We start from the raw sequence: 2,133 nt of genomic DNA, 5'->3' as shown, positions 1-2,133 counted from the left end.
GAGCCAATCTGCTCGACCTTGCCCTGGTTCATCAGCACCACACGGTCGGCGACGTCCAGCGGTACTTGCTGGTCGTGCGTCACAAACATGCTCGTGACATGCAGGTCGTCGTGCTGGCGGCGCAACCAGCGGCGCAGCTCCTTGCGCACCTTGGCGTCGAGCGCGCCGAAGGGTTCATCGAGCAGCAGCACCTTGGGCTCCACCGCCAGCGCGCGGGCCAGGGCAATGYGCTGGCGCTGCCCGCCCGAAAGCTGCGACGGAAAGCGCTCGGCCAGCCAGTCGAGCTGCACGAGGTTGAGCAGCGAATGCACTTTTTCCTTGATCTGCGCTTCGCTGGGCCGCTGGCCGCGGGGCTTGACGCGCAGGCCGAAGGCCACGTTCTCAAAGACGGTCATGTGGCGGAACAGCGCGTAGTGCTGGAACACGAAGCCGACCTGGCGCTCGCGCACATGCACGTCGGTGGTGTCTTCGCCGCTGAAGAGGATGCTGCCGCGGTCGGCGGTTTCCAGCCCGGCAATGATGCGCAGCAGCGTGGTCTTGCCGCAGCCCGAAGGGCCGAGCAAGGCGACCAGTTCGCCCGATTGAATGTCCAGGCTGACATCGCCCAGTGCCTGGAAGTCGCCAAAATGTTTGCTGACGTTGCGGATATCGATGCTCATGATGTTTTCCAGCGTGTTTTTCAGGAACCTATGTCAATTCGGCGGACTTAGCTTTAGCCTTGACCTTCATAAGTAACAAGAGCGAAATCGCAAGTGAGATAGGCGGTACAGCAAGTCCCCAGAAATAGGGGCCTATTAGAACGGCGGCAACACCGAAGAGGCAGCCGACCGGTACCCACTTTGGCAGGGTGCGCCAATCTCGATTTGCATATAAGCAGAGAGCAAATAGCGCTATCCACCCAAGCAGACCTGCTATTGCAGCAAAGTAAGTGCGGAAAATATGAAAAAGCAACTTGAAGTTGGAATTTGAATAGGCAGCGAGTGCTTCGTCGATTGGGTTACTCAAATCCCAGTTAACGAAAAGACTGGGGAAGATCAGAACAGCCCATAAGAAGCAAAGAAAAGCACTTGCTAATCCCAACATCACGGCGATGCAAATTAGTACTGTTTCTAAAATACGCATACTAGATTTTGGTAGAAGATTTGTTGAAATAATCAAGTAGCAAGCGCCTGCGGGCGCTCAGGCGGCAAATCGGCCGCAGCTTTCATTTCTGCTTCATGGCGCCATTCGGCCACCGACTTGATGACCAGCGTGACCAGCGCGAGGATGGCCAGCAGCGATGCCACGGCGAATGCGGCCACCGACTGGTATTCGTTGTACAGAATTTCCACGTGCAGCGGCAGCGTGTTGGTCTGCCCGCGGATATGGCCCGACACCACCGACACCGCACCAAACTCCCCCATGGCCCGTGCGTTGCACAAGATGACGCCATACACCAGGCCCCACTTGATGTTGGGCAGGGTCACATGCCAGAAGGTTTGCCAGCCGGTGGCGCCCAGCACGATGGCGGCCTGCTCTTCGTCGTTGCCTTGCGCCTGCATCAGCGGAATCAGCTCACGCGCAATGAACGGAAACGTCACAAACACGGTGGCCAGCACAATGCCGGGCACGGCAAAGATGATCTTGATGTCATGCGCCAGCAGCCACGGCCCGAACCAGCCCTGCGCGCCGAAGATCAGCACGTAAATCAGGCCGGCCACCACCGGCGACACGGAAAACGGCAAATCCACCAGCGTCGTCAGCACCGACTTGCCGCGGAATTCGTACTTGGCAATGGCCCAGGCCGCCGCCACACCAAACACCAGGTTCAGCGGCACGGCAATCGCGGCGGCAATCAGCGTGAGCTTGATGGCCGACCAGGCGTCGGGCTCTTGCAGCGCTGCAATGTAGGCGCCAAAGCCCTTGCGCAGGCCTTCGGTGAACACGGCGGCCAGCGGCAGGATCAAAAACAGGAACACAAACAGCAACGCCACCGTGATCAAGGTGTAGCGCACCCAGCGTGCTTCGGTGGTGCCGGACGCGACACGGCGTTTAATGGAGGAGGAAGCAGTCGAGCGCAGCGAAGGGCCGCCCCGAGCAAGCTCAGCCCCCTCGGGGGGCAGCGCAGTACGCGAAGCGACAAGCGTGGGGGCC

The 2,133-nt window shown here is 59.6% G+C and carries 3 protein-coding genes; all 3 read right to left on the bottom strand.

Going from position 1 to position 2,133, the window contains the following annotated elements; all coding sequences use genetic code 11:
* The coding region (locus tag AC1DWI_RS20690; RefSeq protein WP_477725628.1) for a sulfate/molybdate ABC transporter ATP-binding protein at window positions 1–659 on the bottom strand (659 nt) is incomplete at its 3' end.
* Between the two features lie 28 nt (window positions 660–687).
* Window positions 688–1,122 (bottom strand): hypothetical protein, encoded by a 435-nt coding sequence (locus tag AC1DWI_RS20685; protein ID WP_477671696.1) that lies wholly within the window; start codon window positions 1,120–1,122, stop codon window positions 688–690.
* Between the two features lie 32 nt (window positions 1,123–1,154).
* Window positions 1,155–2,060, bottom strand: coding sequence for a sulfate ABC transporter permease subunit CysW (gene cysW / locus AC1DWI_RS20680; RefSeq protein WP_477725629.1), 906 nt, complete (start codon window positions 2,058–2,060; stop codon window positions 1,155–1,157).
* Window positions 2,061–2,133: the final 73 nt, after the last annotated feature.

The organism is Polaromonas sp. P3_C2 (assembly GCF_056402675.1).
This window is presented reverse-complemented; position numbering and strand designations above follow the sequence as displayed.